Here is a 20,007-nt window from a genome sequence, read left to right as displayed (position 1 = left end):
GGAAAGCCTGGCGCGAGGGAGGGCGGCGTGGCATCATCCGGCGTTTTCGTCGACGATCCTCCACATGAGCCGGTCATCACAGCGCGCCTCACTGCGCGCCTCACTTCGTGTCAACGGCCTCGACACCCTGCGCGCGCTCGCCGTTACGCTGGTGGTGCTGCATCATTACGTACTGTTCGTCAGCTTCGATGCCACCTTCGGCTGGGTCGGCGAGATCGGCTGGGTCGGCGTCGACCTGTTCTTCGCGCTGTCCGGCTACCTGATCGGCAACCAGATCTTCCAGGCCATGCGCCGCCCGGAAGGCTTGTCCCTGACGCGTTTCTACGCGCGCCGCTTGCTGCGCACGCTGCCGAACTTCTATGCGGTGCTGGCGCTGTACGCGCTGTGGCCGGCCTTCCGCGGCAGCGCGCCGATGCTGCCGCTATGGCAGTACCTCAGCTTCACCCAGAACATCGGCCTGGAACCGGGCACGGTCTTCTCGCACGCCTGGTCGCTGTGCATCGAGGAGCAGTTCTACATGCTGCTGCCGGCCTGCGCCCTGCTGGCGGTGGCGCTGGGCCGGCGCGGCGCCGGGATCCGCTGGGCCTGGGCCGCCATCGCGCTGGCCTTCGGCGCCGGGATGGCGATCCGCGCCGACACCTGGCTGCAGGGACAGGGGGCAGGGAACTGGCTGCACTTCTATTACAAGCATCTGTATTACGCGAGCCTGTGCCGCTACGACGAGCTGCTGGCAGGCGTGGCGCTGGCCTTGCTGAGGCAGTCCCATGGCGCCCTGTGGGCGCGCCTGATGGGGCAGGGCAAGCTGCTGCTAGGGGCCGGCATCCTGACATCCGGCCTGGCCCTGCGCTGGTTCCTCGTCGATCATTATGGCCTGTGGACGAGCGTGTTCGGCTTTCCGCTGCTGGCCCTGGGCTGCGCGCTGCTGATCCTGGCGGCGCTGGCGCCGGATTCGCCGCTGCACCGCATCCGCGTCCCGGGCGCTTCCAGTCTGGCGCTGTGGTCTTACGCGATCTACCTGATTCACAAGCAGGTCAGCGTCCTGGCGGGGCAGGCGCTGGGCGAGGCCGGCTTCGACCCCGGCCATCCGCTCACCATCGCGGTGGCGCTGGCGGCATCGGCGGCGGCGGGCTGGCTGCTGTTCCGGGTGGTGGAGATGCCTTTCATGTGGCTGCGCGAGCGCTACGTGCCGGGCAATGCCGCGCCGACGCGGCTGCCCGCCACTGTCGGGTGAAGGAGGGCCGGGTTTCAGCCGGCGTCGATGACGTCGAAAGCGGCCGGCATGTCCGCCAGCCAGGCCGCCAGGTGCGCCACCCGCATCGACGGATCGTAGCCGAAGGTAGCGGCGATGGCGGCGCGCAGGCCCGGCACCGCTTCCGGCGTGCGCGGGCTGGCGTAGGCCTCGATCAGCATCGCCAGCAGCTCGTTGGGCGGCGTGCCGCCGCGGCGCAGGCGGCCGTGGATCACGCCGAGCAGGGCGCGCTGCATGCGTGGGGTCGGGTGCGCGATGTAGCCGAACACGCTGGGCGTATTCGTGATGGCCTCGGCGATGGCCTGCTCGATGCGCTCGGGTTTCCAGTCGGAGGGAATGTCGAAATAGGCCTTGTCCCAGCGCGTGTGCGCGTAGCGGTGGCCCGGCGGGAAGGCGTCGGCGGAATCGAACCCGAGTGCGCGGCTGGCGCGCCCGAGCAAGGTGGCAAGTTGGTCTATCAGCGGCATGCCGCTAGTGTAGCGGAAGAAAAGACAGAAGCGCAGGGGGCGAAGGTGCTTCGCCCGCCCGCGCGGTAAAACACAAGAGGACGGTCGGTCAGCCGAAACGCCCGGCGCGGTAGTCCTCGACCGCCTGGAACACCTCGGCATTCGTGTTCATCACGAAGGGGCCGTACTGCGCGATCGGTTCGTTCAGCGGACGCCCGGCGATCAGGATCAGGCGCGTGTCCACGTCCGCCTTGATGCGCACGCCGTCGGCGCCTTGGGCATTGTCGAGGATGGCCATGCGCGCCTGCGGCACCGCCTTGCCATCGACCACCACCTCGCCGCGGTAGACGTAGAAGAAGGCGTTGTGCCCGGCGGGCAGCGGCTGTTCGAATTCCACGCCTTGCGGCAGCTGGATGTCGAGGTACAGCGGCTGGGTCGCTTCGCGCTGCACGGCGCCCTCGACGCCATGCGTGCGGCCAGCGATCACCTGCACCGCGGCGCCCGACGCCAGCGTAAAGCGCGGCACTTCCTCGGCCGGGATGTCGCGGTACCAGGGCGCGCACATCTTGTCCCTGGCCGGCAGGTTGAGCCACACCTGAAAGCCTTCCATCAGGCCTTCGTTCTGCTCCGGCATTTCGGAGTGGGCCACGCCGCGGCCGGCCGTCATCCACTGCACGCCGCCATCGCTGACCAGGCCTTCGTTGCCGGCGCTGTCGCGGTGGCGCATGCGTCCGGCCAGCATGTAGGTGACGGTCTCGAAGCCGCGGTGCGGATGCTCCGGAAAGCCGGCGATGTAGTCGCCGGCCTTGTCGCTGCCGAAGGCGTCCAGCATCAGGAAGGGATCGAGACGGCGCTGCAGCGGCTGGGTGAGGACGCGGTTGATCTTCACGCCCGCGCCATCCATAACGAACTGGCCGCCGAGTACGCGCTCGATGCGGCGGCTGCGTTCCACGCGCTCCGGTGCGACTTCCACTGCCACTTGCTGTTCCATCTCGATCTCCCTAAAACTCAGGCGATGGCAGCGACGACGGCGTCGGCTTCAGCCTGGCCCTTGCTGGCCGCATCCGGACCCATCGACTGACCGTTCGAGTACACGAAGGTCGAGTCGGTCATGCCCAGGAAGTTCAGCAGCATGCGGATGTGCGGCACTTGCGGGTCCGCGTCTTCCGGGTAGATGCCGCCGCGGGCGGTCGCCACGAAGACTTTCTTGCCTTTCAGCAGGCCTTCCGGACCGCTTTCGGTATAGCGGAAGGTGACGCCGGCGCGGGCGATGGCGTCGAACCAGGTCTTCAGCTGGATCGGCATGCCGAAGTTGTACATCGGGGCGCCGATCACGACCACGTCTGCAGCCTGCACTTCGGCGATCAGCGCGTCGTCCAGGGCCACGCGGGCAGCCTGTTCCGGGGTGCGCTGCTCAGCCGGGGTGAACAGGGCGCCCAGGGCGGCTTCGTCCAGGATCGGATGGGCGTTGGCGCCCAGGTCGCGCACGACCACTTTGGCGCCCGGGTTGGCGGCGCTCACCTTGGCGACGATGTTGCCGGCCACGCGGTTCGATTCGGAGCTGGCGCCGCGGACGCTGGAATTGATCTGCAGGATGTTCATGGTTCGTTTCCTTGGGTCGGTTGGTGTATCGATGGAGACACTTTAGCGGTTCCATTCATCGCGCGGAAGACGCTAGAATGGATAACATTATTCAACCGGTGGAACAATCATGCACCTCGAACCGAATGACCTGCTGCTTTTCGCCCGCATCGTCGAGGCCGGCAGTTTCAGCATGGCGGCCCAGCGCCTGGACTTGCCGAAATCGACGGTGTCACGCCGCATCGCCATGCTTGAGGCTTGCCTGGGCGAGCGCCTCCTGCAGCGCACCACGCGTCGGCTGGTGCTGACCGAGTTCGGCGAGAGCCTGCTCGAGCACGCGCGCAAGGTGGCGGAAGAGGTCGATGCGGCCGGCGCGCTGGCCCTGCATCGCCAGGCCGAACCAAGCGGCAAGCTGAGGATCTCGATGCCGGGCGACTTCGCCAACCTCGGCATGACCGAGATGATGTCGCGCTTCCTGGCGCGCTATCCGGCGGTGTCGCTGGAGCTGGATTTGTCGCCGCGCCGGGTCGACCTGGTCGCCGAGGGCTTCGACATCGCGATCCGCATGGGCGACCTGCCCGAGGATTCGACCCTGAACGCGCGCCGCGTCTCGCTGGAGCGTTTCGGCCTGTATGCGGCGCCTTCGTATATCGCGCAGCGCGGCCTGCCCGAGCATCCGGACGACCTCTTGAGCCACGACCTGCTGTGTATCCTGAGCCGCAACGGTGGGGCCGCGCAATGGGTGCTGGAGCGCGGCAAGACGCGCTGGGAGCGCCAGGTGACGGCGCGCCTGACGGCGAATTCGCCGGAGCTGCTGGCGCGCATCGCCTGCGGCGGCGCCGGCATCGCGGCCAGTTCCGACCTGTTCGCGGGACCGATGCTGAAGAAGGGGGAACTGGTGCGCGTGCTGCCGGACTGGGATTTGCCGGCGGCGACCGGCTGGGCGGTGTTCCCGGGACGGCGCCTGATGCCGGCCAAGACCCGCGCCTTCCTGGATATGCTGGATGAGGCCTGTTGTGCGCGGGTGCGGCAGCAGGCGGAGAGCAGGGCGGCCTAGCCGTCATTCCCGCGCAGGCGGGAATCCATACTGAACACCAGAAATCGTGACCTCGGAGCTGCCTTCGTGTCGCCGGCTGACTAGGGCCGGTACCTCAGCATGGGTTCCCGTTTGCACGGGAACGACACTTTAGGCGCCGCCCGTAAAATCGCCCATCAACTCGCCCAGCCGCACCGAACGCTCCGGCGCCCAGTCCGGGTTGAAGGCGATGGTATTCGGCTTGAACAGCATGACGATGGTCGAGCCCAGCAGGAAGCGACCCATCTCTTCGCCTTTCATCAGCACGATGTTCTGGTCCTCATAGCGCCATTCGCTGATCTTCTGCGGACGCTTCGGATTGACCACGCCATGCCACACGGTCGCCATGCTGCCGACGATGGTCGCGCCGACCAGCACCATCACGAAGGGGCCATACTGCTCGGACTCGAACACGCAGACCACGCGTTCGTTGCGCGCGAACAGGTTGGGCACACCGCGCGCGGTGGTCGGATTCACCGAGAACAGGGCACCCGGCACATAGATCATGCGGGTCAGCTTGCCGTCGCAGGGCATGTGCAGCCGGTGGTAATCCTTCGGCGACAGGTAGAGGTTGGCAAAGCTGCCGTGCTGGAACTGCCTGGCCAGTTCGGCGTCGCCGCCCACCAGTTCGGTGGTGGTGAAGCGGTGGCCCTTGGCTTGCAGGATGTGGTGGTCGTCGATCGCGCCGAACTGGCTGATCGCGCCGTCGACCGGGCACACGAAGGCGGCATTCGCCAGCGGCCGCACGCCGGGCTTCAGCGGGCGGGTGAAGAAATCGTTGAAGCTGGTGTAGCTGGCGATGTCCGGATTCTCGGCTTCTTCCATGTTGACGCCGTATTTGCCGACGAACCAGCGGATCAGCCTGGTTGTCATCGAGCCGCCCTTGGCCCCGGCGACGCGGCCGGCGAAGGTCGTCAGGCGCTGCTTGGGCATCAGGTATTGTGGCAGGACTTTAAGGCGATCGGACACGGTAGAACCTCGAATGAAAGATGTCCGATTATAACGGGCAGGCCGGACAAAGGAACAGCGTTGCATTTTGACATCGTTTTTGATATGCATGCATACGCATTCGATGCATGCATATCAAAAATAATTCCGTGTTGGCAATGAAAAGGGGGGGATCTGGCGGACAATGGCCCCCATTTCAACACTGAACAGTTTGACATGCCAGCCGCTTTTCCGTTCCGCTTGAGCCTCCTCGCCGCCGCCGTCGCGGCCGTCATGGCGCCCGTCCACGCCCAGCAGGCGCCGGTTTCGACCGAAACCAGGCCGCAGGACGCACCCCAAAAAATCCAGCAGGTCGAGGTGAAGGGCGCCGCGTCCTCCTACGATCCGCGCCGCGACGACACCGCCAGCAAGATCGTCGTCAGCAACGAGGAAATCCTCAAATACGGCGATACCAACGTGCTCGACGTGCTCAAACGCGTGCCGGGCGTGACCGTTAGTGGCAACGGCCGCGGCGGCGAGATCCGGATGCGCGGCCTCGGCAGCGGCTATACCCAGGTCTTGATCAACGGCGAGCGCGCCCCGCAGGGCTTTGACATCAGTTCGCTGTCGCCGGACGTGATCGAACGCATCGAAGTACTGCGCGCCGCCAGCGCAGAGTTTTCGACCCAGTCGATCGCCGGCACCGTCAACATCGTGCTGAAGAAGGCGGTCAAGGCGGCGCAGCGCGAACTGAAGCTCGGTTTCGGCAACGGTCACGCGATCAAGAGCCCGACCCTGAACCTGCAGCTGTCGGACAAGCTCGGCAAGTTGTCCTACTCGTTTGCCGCGAATGCCTTCCAGAGCCGTTTCACCAGCGACCCGGAGACGGTCGAAACCTTCGTCGACGCGACGGGCGGCCTGACCGGCCTGCGCCAGAGCACGACGCCGCAGGATGCCAGGTTCAGCGCCGTCAACCTGACGCCGCGCCTGAACTACACCTTCGAGAACGGCGACACGCTGACCGCGCAAACTTTTGCCAACTGGGCAAACTTCATGCAGGCCGAGATGGGCAGCGTCGACACCCTGGTCGGGCCGCTGCCGGCCTACCCGCGGCTCGAGCAGCGCATGACCAACCACAACCACGTGTTCCGCCAGGAGCTGAACTGGGTCCACAAGTTCGAATCCGGCGCCAAGCTGGACGCCAAGCTGACCGGCACCTACGTCGGCGCCGACAATGCCATGTACCGCTTCGGCAGCGGCAATGCGGCAGCCGGCCCGCTGCGCGCCTTCATCAAGTCGGACGTCCTCGTGCGCGGCCTGGCCTCGACCGGCAAGTACACCAGTGGCCGCTTCGAAGGCCATGCGCTGGCCTTCGGCTGGGACGGCGGCTACCAGGGCGGCGACGATGCGCGCCGCGAGCGTGACGCTGCTGCCCCGAACACGCCGCTGCCGGGCGGCGACGAGTTCTACGCATCGAAGGTCACGCGCCTGGCCTTGTATGGCCAGGACGAGTGGAACGTGACGCGGCCTGGTCGGTGTACCTGGGCGCGCGCTGGGAAGGCATCCGCACCTCGACCTCCGGCAACACCTACGCCGAGATCAAGAACAACTCGTCGGTCCTGAGCCCGGTGGCGCAGACGCTGTACAAGCTGCCCGGTACCAAGGGGGACCAGCTGCGCCTGGCCGTGACCCGCACCTACAAGGCGCCGGGCCAGCAGCAGATCATCCCGCACCGCTTCACCTCGGTGAACAACAGCCAGACCGAACCGGATACGATCGGCAACCCGAACCTCAAGCCCGAACTGGCGCTGGGCGTCGACGCCTCCTACGAGCATTACTGGGCCGAAGGCGCGCTGCTGTCGGCCAGCGTGTCGACGCGCCGCATTACGGACTACACGCGCAACCTGGTGAGTGAGATAGCCCCCTGATCCACCAGACACAGTCGATGCAGTATCCTTAGGGATAGGAATACGACTGTGAATATGACTAGGAACAACCAAACCATCGAAGTAGTGACGGTGTCGGAGGAGAGGCGCCGTCGCTGGTCAGTGCAGGAAAAGGCTGCGCTGGTCAAGGAAACGTACGAGCCGGGGATGAGCGTATCGCTGGTCGCGCGCAAACACGGGATCAGTGCCAGCCAGCTGTTCAATTGGCGCAAGCTCGAGCGCGAAGGGGCTCTGGTGGCAGTACAGTCCGGCGAATCGGTGGTGCCGGCAAGCGAACTGGCTGCCGCGCGCGCCCAGATCGCACAACTGCAGCGCATGCTCGGCAAGAAGACGATGGAAGCGGAAATCCTGCGCGAAGCGGTCGAGGTGGCCCGCGAAAAAAAGTGGATTGCGCGCTCACCCTTATTGGACAAGGACGGCCAGTGAAGCCGGTCTGTGCTGTCCTTGGTGTAGCGCGCTCGAACGTGATTGATCGCCTTGCGCGTCCTGCAGACTGGATCGACGGTCGTACGTTGGCTAGGCTTGATCCGGTTGCTGACGCAATGATTGCCGACGCCGTACGCGCCGAGATCACGGCATTGCCGACTTACGGCTATCGCCGCGCCGGCGCCCTGGTGAACCGCACGCGCAGCCTGATGGGCCTTCGGCCTGTCAATCACAAGCGCATGTATCGCGTGATGAAGTCGGAGGGTTTGCTGTTGCCGAAGTCGCCCAAGCGCCGGGACAGTGGCCGTGCTCATGATGGCAAGGTAGCGGTCGAGGAATCGAACCAGCGCTGGTGCTCGGACGGCTTCGAGATCGCCTGCGACAACGGCGACGTCGTGACGGGCGTATTCATGAAGGACTGCTGTGACCGCGAGATCATCGCCTGGCGTGCCTGGATCGGCCGTGGCCTGCCTGGCGAACCGGTGCGCGACATGATGATCGAGGCGGTAGAGGCACGCTTTGGCAGCACGGACGAGCGGGCGATTACGCTTGAATTCTTGAGCGACAATGGCGGCGCTTTCCGGGCCACTGAAACGCACGCCCTGGCGCATCAACTGGGCATCAAGCCGGTGCATACGCCTGTCAACAGCCCACAATCGAATGGCATGGCTGAGAGCTTCGTGAACACGTTTAAACGCGATTACGTCGGCGGCATGGACCGCAGCGACGGCGTCGTCGTGCTGGCCCAGCTGCCTGACGCCTTCAGGCATTTTAACGAGGTGCATCCTCACTCCGCGCTGGGGTATAAATCGCCGCGCATGTTTAGAAAAGAGCGACCGCGTCAGGCTCTGGAAACTGACGCTAACTAAGCATCAGACTGTGTCTGGGAATAGCGGGGCAAGATCAGTGAGCTTCGACGGCGCGCGCTGGATCTCGTCGCCGACCAATAGCGGCGATGCGCGCACCTACGGTCTCGAACTGGAAGCCAAGTTCCCGCTGAAAGCCGTGATGCAGACCAGTACCAACCTCGACCTGCGTGCGAGCGTGTCGCGCAACTGGTCGACGGTGAGCTCGGTGCCGGGTCCGGACAACCGCCTGGACGGCCAGACCCCGCTGTCGGCCACCGTCGGCGCGGACTACCGGAACGGCCCGCTGACCCTGGGCGGCAGCTACGTCTTCAAGAACGGCGGTTTCGTGCGGGTGTCGGGTAACCAGATCAGCTACCAATCGGTGCGACGCGACCTCGATCTGTACGCGCTGTGGAAGTTCAACCCGAAGCTGCAGCTGCGCGTGGCGACCGCCAACCTGCTGGCCCAGGACACGATCAGCGAGAGCAGCTACACGACGCCGGGTGTCGGCACCCAGACCAGCCGCACCCTGAATCCGCTGCACCGCAGCGTGCGGGCGACGCTGGAAATGAAGTTTTAGTAATCCACGACATATCAAGGATCTCATTCATTAAGTCATTGATATGTCGCTTTAAAGGAGGAAGGCCGGAAAGGAGGGTTTATTGAGGACGTGAATCGCGCGGGATCTAAGTTTCGATCGGCGCCCAAGTTGGGACGTGGCAATTCGGGGCAATCTTATTGGGCACGATTAGCGCTACGCTATATTTTGCTCTGGTAAGCGCGACGTAAAACTTGTTGCGAGACTCATCTGTTTTACCTTGCGAAAACGCCCTATTGTTATCCTGTAGAAACTGTAAATGCGCTTGAGTTGGAATAATGGCCGTCCGAGGGAAGCCTAATCCTTTAGATTTGCCAAAAGTTATACAGCGCAGCCCCAAGTCGTTATACTTTGTGCCGGCGGCAACGCTTTGACGTAGTATTACGGGTTGGTAAAGAGTAAGGTAAGTGCGTGCGTCACTCTCCTTTACCACAAAGACACCTTGATGGTCGCGATACTCCTCTGGCGGTACTACGTTGGACTTTAACGGCGGATAATCTTCCTGGGTGTGAAGTTTGCTTGCGTAATTACAGATTTCGGGAACAGAACGCCGCGATTCGTTCATTTCTTCTTGTGCAAATTTAAGCTTCTTTAGGTGTGCAACTTTCTCATTGCTTGTGCCTGGCTTCTTTGAAGTTATAGCAGTTTCGTAGATAGTTTGCCTAAAATCTCCCACGCAGGTGATTGAAATCTTCTTGCTTTTTGCTATTAAGGAGAGAACCTCAAAGTCCCATCCGACCATATCCTGACACTCATCGAAATATAAGCTGTCATAAATTGCTTCTAGACGTTGAATGGGAGCGTTATTTGTCTTTTTGATGATAGTGTAGGCAAATTTCGCGAGTAAGGCCGAATGAGCTTGCGTCTGACACGAAGTCAAATAATACAAAGGGTTATATTTGCCGTTGGTCAGTATCTCTTTTCGGCCAGGGATGTTATACCCATTTTTCTTGTGGGGGTCTGCGTCATTGAGGATAAATCCCTCGATTCGTTTCGAAAAAAATTCTCGCTGGTATGGGCGTATTATTTCTTCCAAATAGAAAGTGAGAAGCCCTTTGACCCTAAAGTCGTCGTGGATGCCTCGATGCTTCACAAGAAATCTTTCCAATACTTCTTTTTGATTGTTTTGTGTATAAGTGAGGACAAGAACCCGCTTAGATTCATGTACTAGACGAATGGATTCGTCTACGATACGCTCTGTCTTGCCGGTGCCAGCGCCAGCGAATATGAAAGTATTAGGCAAAATCGAAAGCTCCTACAAGATACGCTGGGTAGTTAATGGTCGTATCGCTTTCAAAAATACGCATTGCAGAATCGACTTTTTTCTTGCCATTGCCGGTGTCGCCGCCAAACCAATTTTTTAAGAAGGAGGTCTTTGCGGTGAGGTCCGGTTCTTTTTCGTATAAATTGTAGGTCTTAGTCGACAAAATCAGTTTTGCGAAGGCGTCTAGAGCGACTGCAGTATTGTTATGTTCCGCAATGAGTGCAGGTTCCAGCGAATTTAAGGAATTATTCGAAGGGGCAAAGAACTTAATATTCGGATAGACTTTATATTTGTCTTGTAGAGCCTCGACATTCGTTTTGAAGTCGCCATCGTTATCCTTGAGTACATGAGTAGTCGTTCCAATGTCCTTGACAATCTCTAAGTACGTTTCAAACCCCAGGCCGCGTACAACAAGAATTTCGATTCCATCCTCTTCCGGTAGTTTTCCATGTTTGGAGCAATATAGCTTTTTCAAAATTAGTTCGTCTGAGGGGCCCTCTACTAATATTACTTTGTTGGCCAATACGGCACGTAACGTGTCGTAGCCAGGTAGCCGTTTAATTTTGGTTGAGATCGTGGGGTCTATGTTTTTAAGACGGATGTAGTTATGTGCGACCAGGCAAAGCTTGGCGATATTTAATTTGTTGAGGACATACGAACTGTGAGTGCAAATAAATACTTGCAGGCCGCTGCTATGCTCCTCTATGTACTTAACTAATCGCGTTAAGTTCATGTGAGATAGATGGTTTTCTGGCTCTTCGAGCAGAATAAAATCGACGGACTTTGCTTTGTTTTGGATGGCAAGTTTAATTTGAATTTGGCTTTGCTCACCTTTGCCGACTAAAGGGAAGGATACTTCGTCCACCGCTAGTTGAAGTGATGCTTCGATGCCACGATTGGCAGCTATATCGGCAACAATCTTCAGTGTTCCATTGGTGATCGTCTTGTCTGTATCAAGGCTTTTATTGATGAGTGAGACGTGCTGCTGTTCATCAAATATATTTTTAAGTTGTCTAAAGTCGAGGTTTAAGTGCGCTAATTCGTCCTTTGTCAGTGCAGATGCAAGTAGAGTAGTAATATATTGATTTTTTCCGTATGTCGGATGCAGGCGAGACGGATCAATTAGCAGAGATTTGGCTTTTCTGGTTATTGACTTGATTTGGTTTCCAGCGAAATCCATCCATTCCGTTTTGAAGAATTCAATGGGAACTGTCCGCACATTGCTTGGGGTTTTGGTCAGCTCGTCATACTTTCCTAACAAGTCCAGATCAAATGCGATCCTGAGCGTGATGCCTTGCGCATCCTCCGAAAGTGTATTGTGCGTTCCCCTGTATTCAGGAATGCCATCTACAAACAACTCTATAACAATTTCCGGGAGCGCAGTGTAGTTCAAATCACTAATAAGGTAGGCCGCGGCTGCTTTTCTATTCATAAGCTCAAGCGCTGTTTCCGATGTCAAGGTTTTTCCTCGGAAGCAGCAGTTTGTAGCTAGTTCGATCGCTTCTAAAATCGAACTCTTACCCATCGTGTTATCGCCAACTAAAATATTCACATCTTCATTAAATTCGAAGGTTCTATTAGTGAATTTCTTGAAGTTTTTAGTTATAAGTTTTTTAATGATCATGGAATTTCCAAATAAGAAGTTTCTAGAAGAATATCGTATTTGACGTTGAGAAATTCTCACTAAATGTCACGATGGCGGCCCTTGTCAAGCCAGATACGGCGAACGTCGGACTTGGTTATCGAGCCACGGCTATGCAGTAAGCGAACAGTTGACAGAGTTCTTACGTCGTAGTCGCGTCCCGTAATTTGTCGAGAGAAGTACTGGTCTGCCAACTGAAGAATTTCGCTTGCCTCTAAAATGCTTTAGGCCTAAAGTATTTGTCAGCAGCATGCCGCCGATACTTTCTCCGGAGCGCTTTTATGACGAGCTTTTCCGCTGCAGAATCAAACGCCTCGGCCCACGTCGATACCTTCGCGCGGGACCATCTTCCGCCGCCAGAGCAGTGGCCGGACCTCGTCTTCGACCTTCCCGAACTCCAGTACCCGCCGCGCCTGAACTGCGTGGCCGAACTGGTGGATGCGCACGTGTCCGCCGGCCGCGGCGCACGCACGGCGGTGATCGGCGAGCATCTGGGCGAGCAGATGCGATGGACCTACGCCGAGCTGCAGCAGCAGGTCGACCGCATCGCCCACGTCCTGCGCACCGACCTCGGTCTGGTGCCCGGCAATCGCGTGCTGCTGCGCGGGGCCAACTGCCCGACGATGGCGGCCAGCATCCTGGCGGTGCTGAAGGCCGGACTGGTCGCGGTGCCCACCATGCCGTTGCTGCGTGCGCGCGAACTGGGCGTCATCCTCGACAAGGCCAACGTGAACGCGGTGCTGTGTGCGGGCGCGCTGAGCGGCGAGCTGGAACAGGTGGCAGGGCAGGCGCCCGTGATCCGGTTCGACATGCCGGGCCATGCCGACAGCCTGGAGGCGCGCATGGCAAAGCACACGCAGCCCTTCGCCCCGGTCGACACCGCCGCCGACGACGTCTGCCTGATCAGCTTCACCTCGGGCACGACCGGCATCCCCAAGGGCACGATGCACTTCCATCGCGACATCCTGGCGATCTGCGACTGCTTCCCGCGCTACACGCTCAAGGCCGGCGCAGACGACATCTTCATCGGCACGCCGCCGCTGGCCTTTACCTTCGGCCTGGGCGGACTGCTGCTGTTCCCGCTGCGCTTCGGCGCGGCCGGCGTGCTGCTGGAAAAGCTGACGCCGGAGGGGCTGCTGGCAGCGATCGAACGCTACCGGGCCACGGTCTGCTTCACGGCGCCGACCTTCTACCGGCAGATGACGCCGCTGGTCCCCAGCTACGATCTGCGCTCGCTGCAGAAATGCGTATCGGCCGGCGAGGCGCTGCCGCTGGCCACGCGCGAGGCCTGGAAGCGCGCCACCGGCATCGCCATGATCGACGGCATCGGCGCCACCGAGATCCTGCATATCTTCATCTCCGCCAGCGGCGACGCCATCCGCCCCGGCGCCACCGGCAAGCCGGTGCCCGGCTATGCGGCCTGCATACTCGACGATGATGGCCAGCCGGTCGGGCCGGGCGTCATCGGGCGCCTGGCCGTCAAGGGCCCGACCGGCTGCCGCTACCTGGCCGACGAACGCCAGCGCAACTACGTGCTGAACGGCTGGAACATCACCGGCGACGCCTACGAGATGGACCAGGACGGTTACTTCTACTACCGCTCGCGCACCGACGACATGATCATCTCGGCCGGCTACAACATCGCGGGCGCCGAGGTCGAGGACGTGCTGCTGCGCCATCCGGCGGTGGCGGAGTGCGGCGTGGTCGGCCGCGCCGACGAGGAGCGCGGCCAGATCGTCGAAGCCCATGTGGTGCTCAAGCCGGGCTTCGAGGCATCGCCCGACATGGTGCGCACGCTGCAAGCCTTCGCCAAGGACAACATCGCGCCCTACAAATACCCGCGCGCCGTGCGCTTTACCGACAAGCTGCCGCGCACCGAGACCGGCAAGCTGCAGCGCTTCAAGTTGAGAGCTCAGTGACTATCTTATGAACATCGTTTGCATAGGCGGCGGACCGGCCGGCCTGTATTTCGCGCTGCTGATGAAGAAGCAGAATCCGGCGCATCGCCTCGTGGTGGTCGAGCGCAACCGGCCCTACGACACCTTCGGCTGGGGCGTGGTGTTCTCGGACCAGACCCTGGGCAAGCTGGTGGACAGCGACGAGCCGACCGCGCGCGCCATCCTGCAGGCCTTCAACCACTGGGACGACATCGACGTCTTCTACAAGGGCAGCCGCGTCACCTCCAGCGGGCATGGCTTCTGCGGCATCGCCCGCAAGCGCCTGCTCAACATCCTGCAGCATCGCTGCGAGGAGCTGGGGGTCGAGCTGGTGTTCGAGACCGTCGTCGATGACGATCAGCTTGTGGCCGCCCGCTACGATGCCGATCTGGTGATCGCCGCCGATGGCCTGAACAGCCGCATCCGCACCCGCTATGCGCAAGACTACCGGCCGACGGTCGAAACGCGCCGCTGCCGCTTCGTCTGGCTGGGCACGAAGAAGACGTTCGACGCCTTCACCTTCGTGTTCAAGGAGACGGAGGTCGGCTGGTTCCAGGCCCACATCTACCAGTTCGACGGCGATACCTCGACCTTCATCGTCGAAACGCCAGAAGAGGTATGGCGCAAGGCCGGCCTGGCCGACATGCCGCAGGAAGAGGGGATCGCCTTCTGCGAGCGCCTGTTCGCCGAGCACCTCGACGGCCACGCGCTGATGTCGAATGCCGCGCACCTGCGTGGCTCCGCGATCTGGATCGCTTTCCCGCGCATCGTCTGCGAGCAGTGGGTCCACTGGAACGGCGATGTCCCTGTGGTGCTGATGGGCGATGCGGCACACACCGCGCACTTCTCGATCGGCTCCGGCACCAAGCTGGCGCTGGAAGACGCGATCGAGCTGGCGCGCTGCTGCGGCGCGCATGCCGGCGACCTGCGTGCCGCGCTGGATGCCTATCAGGCCAGCCGCTCGGTCGAGGTGTTGAAGATCCAGTCGGCGGCGCGCAATTCGATGGAATGGTTCGAGAACGTCGAGCGCTACAGCGCGCTGGAAGCCCCGCAGTTCGCGTATGCGATGCTGACGCGCAGCCAGCGCATCTCGCACGAAAACCTGCGCCTGCGCGACCCCGGCTATGTGGCCGGCTTCGAGGACTGGTTCGCCGCGCGCGCCTGCGCCCAGGCCGGCTTGCCCCTGCCAGCCGGGACGCATATCCCGCCGATGCTGACGCCTTACCGCGTGCGCGACGTGGTGCTGAAGAACCGCATCCTGGTCTCGCCGATGGCGCAATATTCGGCGGTCGACGGCGTGCCCGGCGACTGGCACCTGGTGCACCTGGGCGCGCGTGCGCTGGGCGGCGCGGCGATGGTCTTCGCCGAGATGACCTGCGTCTCGGCCGACGCGCGCATCACGCCGAGCTGCCCCGGCATGTATGCCCCCGAGCACACGGCGGCGTGGAAGCGCATCGTCGACTTCGTGCATGGGCAAAGCGATGCGAAGATCGCCCTGCAGCTGGGTCACGCCGGACCGAAGGGCTCGACGCGCGCGATGTGGGAGGGGATCGACCAGCCGCTGCCGGACGGGAACTGGCCGCTGATCGCGGCGTCCGCGCAGCAGTACCTGCCGGGCGTCTCGCAGATGGCCCGCGAGGCGATCGACGCCGACCTGGACCGGGTCGAAGCCGACTTCGTGCGCGCCACGCTGGCGGCCGAGGAAGCAGGCTTCGACTGGCTGGAGCTGCACTGCGCGCACGGCTATCTGCTCTCGTCCTTCATCTCGCCGCTGACCAACCGCCGCAGCGATCGATACGGCGGCAGTCTTGAAAACCGCTGCCGCTACCCGCTGCGCGTGTTCCGCGCGATGCGCGCCGTGTGGCCGGCGGCTAAACCCATGAGCGTGCGGATCTCGGCCCACGACTGGGTCGAAGGCGGCATCACGCCGGAAGACGCGGTCGCCATCGCGCGCCTGTTCAAGGAGGCCGGGGCCGACATGATCGATTGCTCGTCGGGCCAGGTCAGCAAGCAGGAAAAGCCGGTGTTCGGCCGCATGTACCAGACCCCATTCGCGGACCGCATCCGCAACGAGGCCGGCATCCCGACCATCGCGGTGGGCTCGATCTTCGAAGCCGACCACGCCAACAGCATCATCGCCGCCGGCCGCGCCGACCTGTGCGCGGTCGGCCGGCCGCACCTGGCCGATCCGGCCTGGACCCTGCACGAAGCGGCGAAGATCGGCTACACGGCCATCGCCTGGCCCAGGCAGTACCTGGCCGGCAAGGCGCAGCTGGAACGCAACCTGGAGCGCGAGCGCCAGCTGGCGGCGGCAAACACAGGCCTGTCGCCGCAGCAGGTCGCGGCCAGGCTGCTGGAGGGTTGATGGACGCACTCGCTGGAAAACACGCGGTGGTGACGGGTGCCAGCCGTGGCATCGGGCTGGCGATCGCACGCAGCCTGCTGGCGCAGGGGGCGCGCGTGAGCTTGATGGCGCGCGACGCCGCCGGGCTGGACGCCGCGGCGCGTGAACTCGGCGGCGGCGTCGCCTGGCAGACGGTGGACGTGACCGATCCGGCCAGCGTGGCGCAGGCCTTCGCGCTGGCGGGCGTGGTCGACATCCTGGTCAACAATGCCGGCCAGGCCGCGTCGAGCCCTTTCATGCGTACCGATGCGGCGACCTGGCAGCGCATGCTGGACGTGAACCTGACCGGCGCCTACCACTGCATCCAGGCCGCGCTGCCGTCCATGCTGGAGGCGGGTTGGGGGCGCATCGTCAATGTCGCCTCGACGGCCGGGCTCACCGGCTACCGCTACGTCGCCGCCTACTGCGCCGCCAAGCACGGCCTGGTCGGCCTCACACGCGCACTGGCGCTCGAGCTGGCATCGAAGGGCATCACCGTGAACGCCGTCTGCCCCGGCTATACCGAGACCGACATCGTTCAGGAGGCCGTCGCCAACATCGTGCGCAAGACCGGCCGCACCGAGGACGAAGCGCGCGCCGAGCTGGCATCGAACAATCCGCAGGGGCGCCTGGTGCAGCCGGACGAGGTGGCGCATGCGGTGACGATGCTGTGCATGCCGGCGGCCGGTGCCATGAACGGCCAGGCCATCGCCGTGGCCGGCGGGGAGGTGATGTGAAACCCGACGACCAGACACCGCTCGACTTCATCCTCGACCAAACTTCGCGCCTGACCGCCGAGCACCACCAGGCGCTCAAGCTGTGGCTGCGCATGCTGTCCTGCACGGTGCGCGTCGAGGACGAGATCCGCAGCCGCCTGCGCACCAGCTTCGGTATCACGCTGCCGCGCTTCGACCTGATGGCGCAGCTCGAACGCCACCCGGAAGGCCTGCGCATGGGCGAACTCTCGAAACGCATGATGGTCACCGGCGGCAATGTCACCGGCATCGTCGACCAGCTGGAGAAGGAAGGCCTGGTGGAGCGGGTCGCCGACCCGCAGGACAAGCGCGCCTTCGTGGTCAGGCTCACGAAGGCGGGACGGCGTGCGTTTGCCGAGATGGCCGCCGTGCACGAAGGCTGGGTGGCCGAGCTGTTCGCCGGCATTCCGGCCACCGACAAGGCGACGATGATTGCGCTGTTGGACACGATGAAGCAGCACCTGAACGACAACAAGGAGTAAGACCATGCGACATCTAGCCGGCGAAGCGCATTCGCTGCCGCGCAACCGCAACAACCTGGCCGGCTACCGCGCCGAACACTTCCTGTACGAGGCCGTCGACGGCGTTGCCACCATCACGCTGAACCGCCCGGAACGCAAGAATCCGCTGACCTTCGACTCGTATGCGGAGCTGCGCGACCTGTTCCGCGCGCTCGCCTACGCCGACGACGTCAAGGCCGTGGTGCTCGCCGGCGCCGGCGGTAATTTCTGCTCGGGCGGCGACGTCCACGAGATCATCGGCCCGCTGACGAAGCTCGACATGCCCGGCCTGCTGGCCTTCACCCGCATGACCGGCGATGCGGTCAAGGCGATGCGCGCCTGTCCGCAGCCGATCGTCGCGGCGGTCGACGGCATCTGCGCCGGCGCCGGTGCGATCCTGGCGATGGCCTCCGACCTGCGCCTGGCCAGCACGCGCGCGAAGACCGCCTTCCTGTTCGCGCGCGTCGGCCTGGCCGGCTGCGACATGGGCGCCTGTTCCATCCTGCCGCGCCTGATCGGCCAGGGCCGGGCGGCGGAGCTGCTGTACACGGGCCGTTCGATGTCGGCCGAGGAGGGCGAGCGCTGGGGCTTCTTCAACCGCCTGTGCGCGCCGGAGGAGCTGCTGGCCGAAGCGCAGGCCCTCGCGCGCAGCCTGGCCGAGGGACCGACGTTCGCCCACGGCATGACCAAGAAGATGCTGCAGCAGGAGTGGAACATGGGCGTGGACGAAGCGATCGAAGCCGAAGCCCAGGCCCAGGCGATCTGCATGGCGACCAACGATTTCCACCGCGCTTATCACGCCTTCGTGGCGAAGCAGAAGCCGGTATTCGAAGGAGACTGAGATGGCCGATAAATCCTATCTGCGCTGGCCCTTTTTCGACGGCCGCCATGCCGACCTCGAAGCGGCGCTCGACCGCTGGGCCTTCGATCACGTACGGGGCCTGCACAGCCAGGACGTCGACGCCGATTGCCGCCAGCTGGTGCGCCTGCTGGGCGAGGGCGGCTGGCTGCGGCATGCCATCGCAGCAGACGGGCAGGCGATCGATACCCGCGCCATCTGCCTGATCCGCGAGACGCTGGCGCGCCACAATGGCCTGGCCGACTTCGCCTTCGCCATGCAGGGCCTGGGTTCGGGCGCGATCAGCCTGTTCGGCACCGACGCGCAGCGCGAACGCTACCTGCCGCGTGTCGCGCGCGGCGAGGCGATTGCCGCTTTCGCGCTGTCCGAGCCGGACGCCGGCTCCGACGTCGCCGCGATGGCATGCGCGGCGCGGCGCGAAGGCGATGAATACGTGCTGGACGGCGAGAAGACCTGGATCTCGAACGGCGGCATCGCCGACTTTTACGTGGTCTTCGCGCGCACCGGCGAGGCGCCGGGTGCGCGCGGCATCAGCGCCTTCATCGTCGATGCCGGCACGCCGGGCTTCAGCATCGCCGGGCGCATCGAGGTGATCGCGCCGCATCCGCTGGCGCGCCTGCGCTTCGACGGCTGCAGGGTGCCGGCCGCGCAGCGCATCGGCGAAGCCGGTCAAGGCTTCAAGGTGGCGATGGCGACGCTGGACGTGTTCCGCACTTCGGTCGCGGCCGCCGCACTGGGCTTCGCGCGCCGCGCCATGGACGAAGCGCTGGCGCATGCGACTTCGCGCCGGATGTTCGGCGGCGTGCTGTCGGACTTCCAGCTCACGCAGGCCAGGCTGGCCGAAATGGCCACGCAGATCGACGCCAGCGCCTTGCTGACCTACCGCGCCGCCTGGCAGCGCGACCGCGGCGGTAAGGTGACCAAGGAAGCGGCGATGGCCAAGATGACGGCCACCGAATCGGCCCAGCAAGTCATTGACGCCGCGGTGCAGATGTTCGGCGGCCTGGGCGTGACCAGCGGCCACCCGGCCGAGCAGCTCTACCGCGAAATCCGCGCGCTGCGCATCTACGAAGGCGCCACCGAGGTGCAGCAATTGATCATTGCGCGCGAACTGCTGCGCGAAGCGAAGGAAACGGCATGATGGACATCCTCCAACCCCCAGGCTGGCCGCGTCCGCGCGGCTATTCGAACGGCGTCGCAGCGAGCGGCCGCCAGGTCTTCGTCAGCGGGATGATAGGCTGGAACGCCGAGGGCCGCTTCGAGAGCGAGGACTTCGCCCTGCAGGCGCGCCAGGCCCTGCTGAACGTGGTCGAAGTGCTGCGCGAAGCCGGTGCGCGGCCCGAGCACATCGTCCGCATGACCTGGTATGTGGTCGACAAGCGCGAGTACCTGGCCGCTGCCGAAGCGCTGGGCGCGGCGTATCGCGAGATCATCGGCAAGCATTATCCGGCCATGACGGCGGTGCAGGTCAGCGCCCTGATCGAGGATAGGGCGCGGTTGGAGATAGAGGTGACGGCGGTGGTGCCGGAGAACTGCGTAATCAACTCTTGACTTCCACATGGAAAGGGCTT

Annotated in this window: 19 protein-coding genes; 13 read left to right on the top strand and 6 right to left on the bottom strand. The window is 63.1% G+C overall.

The window, feature by feature from the left end:
• The first annotated feature begins 64 nt into the window (after positions 1-64).
• Positions 65-1,231, top strand: coding sequence for an acyltransferase family protein (locus NX782_RS22510; protein WP_258847727.1), 1,167 nt, complete (start codon positions 65-67; stop codon positions 1,229-1,231).
• A 14-nt stretch (positions 1,232-1,245) separates the two neighbouring features.
• Here NX782_RS22510 and NX782_RS22505 read toward each other — a convergent pair whose 3' ends face one another.
• The 3 genes from NX782_RS22505 to NX782_RS22495 all read right to left on the bottom strand — a co-directional run bounded on the left by NX782_RS22505 (position 1,246) and on the right by NX782_RS22495 (position 3,297).
• Positions 1,246-1,716 (bottom strand): hypothetical protein, encoded by a 471-nt coding sequence (locus tag NX782_RS22505; RefSeq protein WP_258847726.1) that lies wholly within the window; start codon positions 1,714-1,716, stop codon positions 1,246-1,248.
• A gap of 88 nt (positions 1,717-1,804) precedes the next feature.
• Positions 1,805-2,686 (bottom strand): pirin family protein, encoded by an 882-nt coding sequence (locus NX782_RS22500; protein ID WP_308633078.1) that lies wholly within the window; start codon positions 2,684-2,686, stop codon positions 1,805-1,807.
• Between the two features lie 17 nt (positions 2,687-2,703).
• On the bottom strand, positions 2,704-3,297 hold the full coding sequence (locus tag NX782_RS22495; protein WP_258847725.1) for an FMN-dependent NADH-azoreductase: 594 nt from the start codon (positions 3,295-3,297) through the stop codon (positions 2,704-2,706).
• Between the two features lie 109 nt (positions 3,298-3,406).
• On the opposite strand from NX782_RS22495, the gene NX782_RS22490 reads away from it, so the two are divergent.
• On the top strand, positions 3,407-4,333 hold the full coding sequence (locus tag NX782_RS22490) for a LysR family transcriptional regulator (protein ID WP_258847724.1): 927 nt from the start codon (positions 3,407-3,409) through the stop codon (positions 4,331-4,333).
• 129 nt (positions 4,334-4,462) lie between these two features.
• Here the strand turns inward: NX782_RS22490 and asd are convergent, their stop codons facing one another.
• Positions 4,463-5,320: an archaetidylserine decarboxylase gene (gene asd, locus NX782_RS22485; protein WP_258847723.1), complete on the bottom strand. Its 858-nt coding sequence runs from the start codon at positions 5,318-5,320 to the stop codon at positions 4,463-4,465.
• A 195-nt stretch (positions 5,321-5,515) separates the two neighbouring features.
• On the opposite strand from asd, the gene NX782_RS22480 reads away from it, so the two are divergent.
• The 4 genes from NX782_RS22480 to NX782_RS22465 all read left to right on the top strand — a co-directional run bounded on the left by NX782_RS22480 (position 5,516) and on the right by NX782_RS22465 (position 9,078).
• Positions 5,516-6,901: a TonB-dependent receptor plug domain-containing protein gene (locus NX782_RS22480; protein ID WP_258847722.1), complete on the top strand. Its 1,386-nt coding sequence runs from the start codon at positions 5,516-5,518 to the stop codon at positions 6,899-6,901.
• Positions 6,790-7,206, top strand: a complete 417-nt coding sequence (locus NX782_RS22475) for a TonB-dependent receptor domain-containing protein (RefSeq protein WP_258847721.1) — start codon at positions 6,790-6,792, stop codon at positions 7,204-7,206. The genes NX782_RS22480 and NX782_RS22475 overlap by 112 nt, the downstream gene beginning before the upstream one ends.
• A gap of 54 nt (positions 7,207-7,260) precedes the next feature.
• Positions 7,261-8,519, top strand: a protein-coding gene (locus NX782_RS22470) for an IS3 family transposase (RefSeq protein WP_370661823.1) whose coding sequence is annotated in 2 segments (ribosomal slippage) — positions 7,261-7,600 and positions 7,600-8,519 — 1,260 coding nt in all. Because the reading frame shifts where the segments join, the coding sequence is not laid out codon by codon here.
• Positions 8,520-8,556: 37 nt separating this feature from the next.
• Positions 8,557-9,078, top strand: a complete 522-nt coding sequence (locus tag NX782_RS22465) for a TonB-dependent receptor domain-containing protein (RefSeq protein ID WP_258847719.1) — start codon at positions 8,557-8,559, stop codon at positions 9,076-9,078.
• A gap of 106 nt (positions 9,079-9,184) precedes the next feature.
• Here the strand turns inward: NX782_RS22465 and NX782_RS22460 are convergent, their stop codons facing one another.
• Both NX782_RS22460 and NX782_RS22455 read right to left on the bottom strand, forming a co-directional pair.
• Positions 9,185-10,339: a UvrD-helicase domain-containing protein gene (locus tag NX782_RS22460; protein WP_258847718.1), complete on the bottom strand. Its 1,155-nt coding sequence runs from the start codon at positions 10,337-10,339 to the stop codon at positions 9,185-9,187.
• Positions 10,332-11,984, bottom strand: coding sequence for an ATP-dependent nuclease (locus tag NX782_RS22455; protein WP_258847717.1), 1,653 nt, complete (start codon positions 11,982-11,984; stop codon positions 10,332-10,334). The genes NX782_RS22460 and NX782_RS22455 overlap by 8 nt, the downstream gene beginning before the upstream one ends.
• Positions 11,985-12,283: 299 nt before the next feature.
• Between NX782_RS22455 and NX782_RS22450 the strand changes: the two genes are divergently transcribed.
• From NX782_RS22450 to NX782_RS22420, 7 genes are read left to right on the top strand one after another with little or no spacing between them, the layout of a single operon-like run.
• Positions 12,284-13,921, top strand: a complete 1,638-nt coding sequence (locus NX782_RS22450) for an AMP-binding protein (RefSeq protein ID WP_258847716.1) — start codon at positions 12,284-12,286, stop codon at positions 13,919-13,921.
• A 7-nt stretch (positions 13,922-13,928) separates the two neighbouring features.
• Positions 13,929-16,304, top strand: coding sequence for a bifunctional salicylyl-CoA 5-hydroxylase/oxidoreductase (locus NX782_RS22445; protein ID WP_258847715.1), 2,376 nt, complete (start codon positions 13,929-13,931; stop codon positions 16,302-16,304).
• A complete protein-coding gene (locus NX782_RS22440; RefSeq protein ID WP_258847714.1) occupies positions 16,304-17,059 on the top strand; it encodes an SDR family NAD(P)-dependent oxidoreductase in 756 nt (251 codons plus the stop codon). Before NX782_RS22445 ends, NX782_RS22440 begins: the two co-directional genes overlap by 1 nt.
• Positions 17,056-17,559: a MarR family winged helix-turn-helix transcriptional regulator gene (locus NX782_RS22435; RefSeq protein WP_258847713.1), complete on the top strand. Its 504-nt coding sequence runs from the start codon at positions 17,056-17,058 to the stop codon at positions 17,557-17,559. Before NX782_RS22440 ends, NX782_RS22435 begins: the two co-directional genes overlap by 4 nt.
• Before the next feature lie 4 nt (positions 17,560-17,563).
• A complete protein-coding gene (locus NX782_RS22430) occupies positions 17,564-18,418 on the top strand; it encodes an enoyl-CoA hydratase family protein (RefSeq protein ID WP_258847712.1) in 855 nt (284 codons plus the stop codon).
• 1 nt (position 18,419) lies between these two features.
• Positions 18,420-19,577 carry an acyl-CoA dehydrogenase family protein gene (locus NX782_RS22425; protein WP_258847711.1) on the top strand — a complete coding sequence of 386 codons (1,158 nt, stop codon included), beginning with the start codon at positions 18,420-18,422 and terminating at the stop codon, positions 19,575-19,577.
• The gene (locus NX782_RS22420) at positions 19,577-19,987 is read left to right on the top strand and encodes a RidA family protein (RefSeq protein ID WP_258847770.1); all 411 of its coding nucleotides are present in this window, start codon (positions 19,577-19,579) and stop codon (positions 19,985-19,987) included. The genes NX782_RS22425 and NX782_RS22420 overlap by 1 nt, the downstream gene beginning before the upstream one ends.
• Positions 19,988-20,007 lie beyond the last annotated feature (20 nt).

It is taken from the genome of Massilia norwichensis (assembly GCF_024753245.1).
Taxonomy (GTDB): domain Bacteria; phylum Pseudomonadota; class Gammaproteobacteria; order Burkholderiales; family Burkholderiaceae_D; genus Telluria; species Telluria norwichensis.
This window is presented reverse-complemented; position numbering and strand designations above follow the sequence as displayed.